Here is an 8,375-nt window from a genome sequence, read left to right as displayed (position 1 = left end):
CAAATGCAAAGAATCTCTAACAAAATACGCTGACAAAGAAAGATTTTTGGCAACTGCTCTAAATCCAGATTAAGTCATAAAAAAAAGAGATGTTTAATTGTAGATTGGCGATCGCTACTGTCACAAAGGTAGATTGGAAAAGCACATAAATAATAGAGAGGTTGCTAAGTCTTGAATTAGTAGGAAAACCTCTAATAAATACATCTGTCTAGAGCTGAGGTAAATATTCTATGAAATGGCAACTTTCTATCTGGCAAATTACCTTTCCACTTTGCGGAGTCCTAATTTTTTCCATCGGAGCTTTTACCACAATTCAGATGATTAACGGTAGGTATATTTTCAATTTTGAAGTAACTCCTCAAGGAATAAAAATTCTGACGGATGTAGATAAAAGAGATCGTGGAAATGATTCTGTTCAGGAAATTAAGATTGATGTTCAGCAAGAAGTTAAGAAGGAGGATAAAGCCACGGTTATTAAGTAATTAAATGAGTTTTGTTTCTTGGTTAGCTCTATTAAGATTCTGGAAAGGTATTTTATCCAGAAGTTCAGGAATTTTGGAATTGATTGAGAAATTACTTTCTTTAGCTTCTGATTATCGAGTCTGCTAAATGTCTAATCAGAAAAANGTAATTAAATGAGTTTTGTTTCTTGGTTAGCTCTATTAAGATTCTGGAAAGGTATTTTATCCAGAAGTTCAGGAATTTTGGAATTGATTGAGAAATTACTTTCTTTAGCTTCTGATTATCGAGTCTGCTAAATGTCTAATCAGAAAAACAATCTCTTATAGATTGGCTTGAGAAACTTAGGTTGTTTCCCAAAGGTTAGCTCAAAAAAAATATATTTGTTGGGCTAAACCTAATTTGTCTAGCTACAATATCCTGCCTAAATTATCAGAATATAACATTAGGCTTCTTTGAGATTTTACTCACGCCACAAAAATCTTAATTAACAAAAAATTCTTTACCCCTTGCTTTTTGCTTCTCATAATAGTCAAGTTTCTCTTCCGTAAACAAACCTAAATTCTCATAAACCAAGCCATCTATTTTTTCAATCCAATAACTTAGTAAATTGTCAGATTCTGCTATCTCAAGTATTTTTTCCATTTGTTCAGTTTCAGATTTAGATAGCTCTGAGAGATTTGTCAATTCATAATATTGTTGAAGCAGACTTTTTTGCTTTGATGTGAGGAGTTTAAACCGTTTAGTTTCGATAGGTGATAATAATTTTGTCAAACTACCCTCAAAATTAGAATGAGCGATTTGTAAACTTTGCCAGGTAGGAGGTATTTCTACGGAATTTTGACAAATAACTGGCAACCAACTTGCACCAGGAAATTTATTTTCCATTACTTGTAATTTTTCCCTCGCTTCTCGCACAGAAATATATAGAGATTTTCCATTAGTAAATGACTGGAGNGAAATTTATTTTCCATTACTTGTAATTTTTCCCTCGCTTCTCGCACAGAAATATATAGAGATTTTCCATTAGTAAATGACTGGAGAAAATGGTGTAAAAATTTATGGGCGACTACATCTGGAACTTCTTCTCGCATAACAATAATTGCCGGAATATGTAACCGAGCAAGTTGTCTCGCTAAACCTAATCCATCACAAGAATTAAATATGGCTAGTTGTAGACCTTTCCTAATAGCTGTTGCCAGGTAATTTTCTAATTCCTCAATTGTCATTTTTGTTTCATTGTCTGAATAAAAATATCCGGTACTTCCATCAGCTTCACTTTGACTATGACCAGAAAAACAAATAATATCCCAACCTTTTTCATCCCATAATTTTTCATCTAACTTTTGGCGACTTGCTTTAACTAAAGAGACAATTTATACTTCCGTAAAGNTGTAGACCTTTCCTAATAGCTGTTGCCAGGTAATTTTCTAATTCCTCAATTGTCATTTTTGTTTCATTGTCTGAATAAAAATATCCGGTACTTCCATCAGCTTCACTTTGACTATGACCAGAAAAACAAATAATATCCCAACCTTTTTCATCCCATAATTTTTCATCTAACTTTTGGCGACTTGCTTTAACTAAAGAGACAATTTATACTTCCGTAAAGAGACTAGACAAATATTGTTTATCTGTCTCAACATTTATCCCTCTGTCATCTCCAAAAATTTCTAAGATGCGAATTTTTTCCCTAGCAATATTTAACCTTTCAACTCGGTTAGCTTCTGGCAAACCTATAGCAGCTTCAGCAAATATATAATCAGAGAAAAAATCCCATAAGTGCCACGGAATACGGTGCATTAAAACATCTTCAGATTGGATAATTAGTCGTACTTTATCTGAGGGATTAAATCTAGTTCGTAACTCCTTTTCTATTTTGTGAAAATTCGGATCGTTCCACCAGTTGTTAAGGATAAGTCGCCAGTCTTTCTCTAATTCCTGAATCTGACCAATTATTTTCTGAACTCCTTTCTCTGCATCTTTTTTGGAAAAATTTGTTGTTTGCTCTTTCTTCATTTTGATTCTAGGAATCCAGTCTAAATTTCGATAGCCTTCTCTTAATTGTTTATATTTTTGGCTCCACTTTTGATAGAGTTGAGGAATTTCTAAATTTCCAGGTAAGTTACCACTTAAAGAAATTGGTAAAGGATGACCATCTGACCAAATATTAGCTCTAATAGCTGGAAAGCCTGTCTCAAAATTTCCTCCTTCAAAATTGAGAGTCACTAAATAATTAGCAGCGGTTGATTTTTGAAATATCTGATTGACCAAAGACATCATGTTTTTATTTTGTTCTTCGGAACGATAATTTTGTTTCTTTATTTCTGCTAACTCTATCTGATACTTTCTCTCACTTTTATGAATATTTTGATTTATCTGAATATTTTGATTTATCTGTCGTTTGGTTTCTTCTAACTCTTGATAATATTTTTCCTCTAGCACTCTCACATTTTCATCATAGAATTGCATAAACTCCCGATGAATTTTTTCTTTATTAGTTTCTGGGGGTACATCAATTCTAATTACCACTACTCCATCACCTCTATTTTCCATGCTTTTAATTTTCATGGTGATGTCTTCATTTTCTACTTGTACCTGTTGGAAAGATGACATCAANCTTCTAACTCTTGATAATATTTTTCCTCTAGCACTCTCACATTTTCATCATAGAATTGCATAAACTCCCGATGAATTTTTTCTTTATTAGTTTCTGGGGGTACATCAATTCTAATTACCACTACTCCATCACCTCTATTTTCCATGCTTTTAATTTTCATGGTGATGTCTTCATTTTCTACTTGTACCTGTTGGAAAGATGACATCAAAGCTTTAAAATCAACGCCATTTCGGAAAATTAAATCCACAGTATTTAAGACTTCTGTGAATAATTTTGTAAACTCTCCCTCTTGAAAATATCCACTACTAGGGCGACGTTCTCTATTGTCTGTTTCTGGTTTAGCTTCTTCCAATAAATAGATATAATTTGATTCAACATTATCGAGGATAGTAGTATGGTTAATATTCCAAGATTCTAAACAAATTCCTGTCATTTGAGCAGTGGTAAAATTAGTGCCTATTGCTAATGCTTCGGTTAAATTTGCGTTGTTTAAATTGGCAGCTTGTAGAGAAGCTTCCCCTAAGTCTGCTAGTTTTAAATTTGCATTACTAAGGTCGGCACTTATCAGGTTTGATCCTCTCAAATTTGCTCCTATATATTCTTGCTCTTTTCCCAATCCAGTTATTAGTGAATCTCTGACTTTTATATTTTCTAATATAGTTACTTCGACTCTGGCAAATTTTAGATATTTGGTTTGTCGCCAGAATGTGCGAGTGGCATTAGCAAATCGAAAATTTGTGCTTTTAAGAATGCCGTGACTAAAGTCGGCATCGGTTAAATTAGCATTTTTAAAACAGGTGCCTCCTAGAGTTCCAATGGCAATAGCAAATTTAAGGATAGAAAGATTATTTTCGTCTTCCGCTAATATCTTTTTTGCAAGATATTGAGCTATTAATATTAAAGTTATGGAAATAGGTATAGCTAAGATAATAACTATCCACCAAGGATTGATATTATCTGAATTATAGTCATGCAAAGCGTTAGTAATAATTCCTACAATAGTGAGTATAAGTGTTCCAATAACTACTCTATTTACCAAAAGTTTACCAGAAATAATTTCAGTTAAAGCTACTGCTAAACTGAGACTAAAAATTAATACGAAAATTCCTAAAAAGCTTAAACATCTATTTTTCCAGATATAATTTTTCCTAACCCAATTTCACGAGCTTTGACAACTACATCCATTAGATCATAATAAGAATGTAATCTAAATTGCTTGAGCTTTTGGTCAATAAATGCCAAAAAAGATTTAGACTCTAGCATCCTGTCTATCTTACGGTCTAATTCTTTAGTTTTATTTTCTGTTGATTTTTGACACTTTGTTTTGTTGGCCAAATTTCTAATGACCTTAAAACAAATTCTCCTGAGCCTAACTTTATTAATTTCAACAATTTCTCTAGATATAATTTTTTCTAAAGCAATTTTCTGAGCTTCGACAACTATATCCATTACATCATAATAACAATCTAGCTTAAATTGCTTGAGGGTTTGGTCAATGAATGCTAGAAAATATTGAGAGTCTAGCATCCTGGCTATCTTACTGTTTAGTTCTCGATCAAAGTCATTCATTTTATTTCGTTTTATTTTATGCTAATTTTGAGACTTTATTTTTTTGGCAAAATTTATAATAACGTTAAAACAGATTCTAATGACTTAGAACTTGAAAGTACCTCAAATCTCAAAATTTAATCAGACAAACCTTTAGTTATCTGACTAGATTTTTCCAAAAAATCACTCGCCACTTCCGAGCGTTTCTACTAATATTTGCCTCTAAAAATCGAAAAGTCTTAGAAGACTCACCTCTAGTTGTCTGATTAGATTTTCTCAAAAAATATGACTCAGCAGTTGAAAAATTTCACCCCATCACCCCATCTTCCCCACTCAAAAATATCAACCACCCAGCAAACTTTCATATCTCCCCAAAGCCATCAAAGGAAAATATTGCGGATAAAAATTATATTTAATATAAAAATGACAGGGAAAACCAGTACCAGTAAATTCCGACTCCGACCAACTCCCATCATCCTTCTGAGTCGATACCAAAAAATCTACCCCCCTATCAATAACCTCCCTCGCAAAATTACCAGTCGCCTCCCCCGCAGCCAATAAACCAATCAACGCCCAAGCAGTCTGAGAAGCCGTACTTTTCCCCATCCCCTTCAACGACGGATCGTTATAACTCCAACAACTCTCACCCCATCCGCCATCCGAATTTTGACAACCAACTAACCAACTCGCTCCCCTCTCTATATAACCTCCGTGACTTTCCCGCGCCACAACAGCCAAAGCCGAAATAACCCCACTCGTACCATATATATAATTAACTCCCCACCTACCAAACCAACAACCTTCCCCTTCCTGCTCCTTTTCCAAGTAAGCGATCGCCCGTTTCACCCGCCGACCATCCATAGACAACCCACAACAACCAACCATCTCCAACACTCGCGCCGTTACATCCGCCGTATTCGGATCTATCATCGCCTTTAAATCTCCATAAGGGATACCATTCAACCAGTCTTGATTATTATCCACATCAAAAGCTGCCCAACCCCCAGGTTCACATTGCATCGAAGCTACCCACTCCATAGCACGAGCGATCGCCAGACTTTTCAATTCCTCATCAGGCAACTCTAGAGCATCCAAAGCCATAACTACTACTGCCGTATCATCTATATCTGGATAAAAACGATTGATAAATTCAAACGCCCAACCCCCCGGTTTACCGAATTTATTCTTAACTGCCCAGTCACCATAATCCAAAATTTGCTGTTGCAACAACCATTCTCCAGCCTTAACCAGCGCCGGATGACTAGAAGGAATACCAGAATCAACTAACGAACGTATTACCCAAGCGGTATCCCAGACAGGAGAAACACATGGTTGTACCCAATAATCATCCTCAGTTTCTACGGCAAATCTATCTATAGCCTCCAACCCTCGGACTACCACTGGGTCAGATACATCATAGTTTAAACACCGCAATGCCAACATAGAATTTAACATCGCTGGAATAATACCTCCCCAGTCACCTGTAACTTCTTGCCTTTGCAAAATCCATTTTTCCGCTGCTTTTAATCCTTCTTCTCGCAAAGGCATTAAATTAAAATTTTCTGCAAATTTAAAAGCTGTATCTAACCCCAAAAATAAATCCGTCCAGTCATATTGACGAGGTAATTCAAAAGTAGCATTATTAATTCCTTCGGCATAAAGTTCATCCAGATTAATAGTGGGGTTGACGGAAAAAATCGGCTTTTTATCAAACACAATTAATAGTGGAACAGTGCTACTTCTTGCCCAACTTGACATTTCATAAATAGTAAATGGAAAATCTTCAGGAAGTAGCATTATGCTAGGAGGAATAGAAGGGATACCTTGCCAATTGAAACATCCAATTAAAGCCAAATGTAATTTAGTAAAAATTCTGCTGCAACTAATACCTCCTTTTTTAATAATAAAATCTTGTGCTTTAATCAGAATTGGATCTGTTTTTAAAACACCCAATAATCTCAAAGCCATATAAGCTTCAACAGAAGTGCTTAAATCTCCTCCATCCCCATAAAATAATTCCCAACCACCATGTTCTCGTTGTTGGGAAATTAGGTAATTTTTTGCTTTATCAAGAGGTCTTTTATCATCAGTTTGCCAAATTTTATGCAGTAAAACTATTTCTGCTGTTATTGTGACATTTGATTCTAGTTCACTCCACCAATATCCGTCTGATTGTTGCAGATTTAATAGATATTTTTGACTTGCTAATATAGACAACTCTAGTGTATTTTTTTCTGTCATTTTTTCTACGATTTAATATATGTTATTGCTGCTCAAAGTAAGAATTAATCAATAGTAATCATACCAGTTTGATAAATTTTAAATATTTAGGTTACACCTGATTACAGGATTTTCGGAGTTAGTGAGGTACAAAGTTTTATCACTTTAGTAAATAGGGAATAGATATTAGTCTTTAACTATACCTCATCCTACTAAAAATTGCTGTAAATAAATATCTTAAATATCATTTATTGGCTTGAATCTCGCTTTTTAATCAAAGGCAAACCAGATCAAATTATTTGAATTCCACTAATTATTTGTAACATTATTTTTTCACCTTTGGTATTATACCAATTTGATAAATATTTTCTACAAATAGCTAGGGGACTTTTTAGGAGTCAGGAGTCAGAAGTCAGGAGTCGCATGGGAATTGCTTCAATTTAGGAGTCAGGAGTTATACCAATTACCATGCATTAATGCTATACTTCAGCTTGACTTCTGAAGTCAAATAGTTACCAAGATTAAAAGTCTGTTGCGTGACAATTATTAGTTGGTTAGTATAGGTTTTTTCTACTTTTAACCTCTCTCGTACGGACGCCCTTATGCAACGTCCCTACCCACACTTCCCACACTTCCCCACCCAATCATATATAGCATTCATGCATGAGAAATGGTATTAGGAGTCAGGAGTCGCATGGGAATTGCTTCAATACCATTTTTTAGACCGTAAATCATCTTTTTTGTCAACAGGAAATCTCCTGTAAAATCTTTTTATAGCCCTTACTATTCGTAACATTCTTTTTTCAAAATGGTATTATATATGTTTCTAAATGATAATACTTACCGAATAATTAAGGTTTAAAGCCAACTAGATCCAGAGAAACAATGAATTTATTTTCCTTTTATTCAATCTAATCCGTTTTAGGGAGAGGTAATTATCAATTATCCATTATCAATTATCAATTATTGAAGCACTTTGAGGGAATATAAATGAAAATCTTAGAGTTTTAACAAATTAGGGAACCTTCCCTAAAATTTTCTTGTCACTAGATAACTAGATTCTGTATAGATAGACCAGCTTCCCAGTATGCAAGTAGTAACCCTGGGAAGTTTCCTTCTTACTATTCCTTATCTAGTTTGTCTGTTAGCTTATCTAATATAATCTTTTAGACATTTTTGATATATTTTTTATCTATTGGTAGCTATTTGAATTCCTTAGTAATTAATCCTAGACTTAATTTTTATTGTTCGATACATCAAAAATCAAGTTCTTTAATCACTCAAGGTTATTTGTAACATTATTTTGTTAAATTTGTACAAATCATTTCTCAAATTATATCATTAATAATCTTTCAATCTTCCATAGATTGAAGTAGATTAAATAGAGCCTTTCTCAAGTTACTGAGGTAGAGTTGTTTTTCAGATTTTCTCTTCCCTGTTTTCCCAATTAGTACAACCTACGGAACTTAGATGCAACGACCCTACCTACTCCCGAAAACAAAATTCTTTTGTACCTTGTCAATATGGG

Annotated in this window: 6 protein-coding genes; 1 reads left to right on the top strand and 5 read right to left on the bottom strand. The window is 34.1% G+C overall.

Going from position 1 to position 8,375, the window contains the following annotated elements; translation table 11 throughout:
• Positions 1-230 precede the first annotated feature (230 nt).
• Entirely contained in the window at positions 231-482 is a 252-nt protein-coding gene (locus tag AFK68_RS21010) for a hypothetical protein (RefSeq protein ID WP_094674799.1), read from the top strand.
• A gap of 935 nt (positions 483-1,417) precedes the next feature.
• Here AFK68_RS21010 and AFK68_RS45905 read toward each other — a convergent pair.
• The 5 genes from AFK68_RS45905 to shc form a co-directional block, all read right to left on the bottom strand.
• Positions 1,418-1,835: CHAT domain-containing protein (locus AFK68_RS45905; RefSeq protein ID WP_168186582.1), on the bottom strand; the 418-nt coding region annotated here is incomplete at its 3' end.
• Between the two features lie 1,244 nt (positions 1,836-3,079).
• Positions 3,080-4,055: pentapeptide repeat-containing protein (locus tag AFK68_RS45900; RefSeq protein ID WP_371357482.1), on the bottom strand; the 976-nt coding region annotated here is incomplete at its 3' end.
• Positions 4,056-4,195: 140 nt separating this feature from the next.
• Positions 4,196-4,648: a hypothetical protein gene (locus AFK68_RS20985; protein WP_094674789.1), complete on the bottom strand. Its 453-nt coding sequence runs from the start codon at positions 4,646-4,648 to the stop codon at positions 4,196-4,198.
• A gap of 136 nt (positions 4,649-4,784) precedes the next feature.
• Complete coding sequence (locus tag AFK68_RS43550; protein ID WP_256386616.1) at positions 4,785-4,907, bottom strand: hypothetical protein; 123 nt, start codon at positions 4,905-4,907, stop codon at positions 4,785-4,787.
• Positions 4,908-4,969: 62 nt separating this feature from the next.
• On the bottom strand, positions 4,970-6,868 hold the full coding sequence (shc, locus tag AFK68_RS20980; protein WP_094674787.1) for a squalene--hopene cyclase: 1,899 nt from the start codon (positions 6,866-6,868) through the stop codon (positions 4,970-4,972).
• Positions 6,869-8,375: the final 1,507 nt, after the last annotated feature.

Origin of the sequence: Hydrocoleum sp. CS-953 (assembly GCF_002260545.1) — a bacterium.
Lineage (GTDB): Bacteria > Cyanobacteriota > Cyanobacteriia > Cyanobacteriales > Microcoleaceae > Trichodesmium.
Note: the sequence above shows the minus strand (reverse complement) of the source record. Positions and strands in the feature narration are given on the sequence as shown.

Bases quoted from the DNA above. Each gene is read 5' to 3' on its own strand.
- AFK68_RS21010 (WP_094674799.1), top strand. From the start codon at position 231: ATGAAATGGCAACTTTCTATCTGGCAAATTACCTTTCCACTTTGCGGA.
- AFK68_RS20985 (WP_094674789.1), bottom strand. From the start codon at position 4,648: ATGAATGACTTTGATCGAGAACTAAACAGTAAGATAGCCAGGATGCTA.
- shc (WP_094674787.1), bottom strand. From the start codon at position 6,868: ATGACAGAAAAAAATACACTAGAGTTGTCTATATTAGCAAGTCAAAAA.